This window comes from Vogesella mureinivorans, assembly GCF_007644035.1.
Taxonomy (GTDB): Bacteria; Pseudomonadota; Gammaproteobacteria; order Burkholderiales; family Chromobacteriaceae; genus Vogesella; species Vogesella mureinivorans.
Map to the genome: position 1 here is coordinate 1 of NZ_VMTV02000957.1, position 291 is coordinate 291.

1 pseudogene is annotated in these 291 nt (G+C 55.3%); it reads right to left on the reverse strand.

Annotated elements, in window-relative coordinates:
• Window positions 1-291 (reverse strand): annotated as a pseudogene (locus tag FLQ44_RS25700) (dihydroorotase); the annotation flags it as partial.

The following is a 291-nucleotide window of genomic DNA, read 5'->3' on the forward strand; positions in this document are numbered from 1 at the left end:
CGGTCACTTCCCCGTGCAGTAGTAAAGGCAGGTCTACCTGCTGCATCGCTTCAAAGACGCGATCGCACTTACGAATGTCTGTCACCCCAAAGTCTGAGTTGGTTGTGGCACCCGCTGGGTAATACTTGACCGCTTTGACAAACTGGGATTCTTTAGCCCGGATAATTTCTTCGGGGCTGGTGTTGTCGGTGAGGTAGAGCGTCATCAGTGGCTCAAACTGTTTGCCAGCCGGAATCGCCGCAAGGATGCGATCGCGATAGGCCGCAGCATCAGCTACCGAGCGTACTGGGG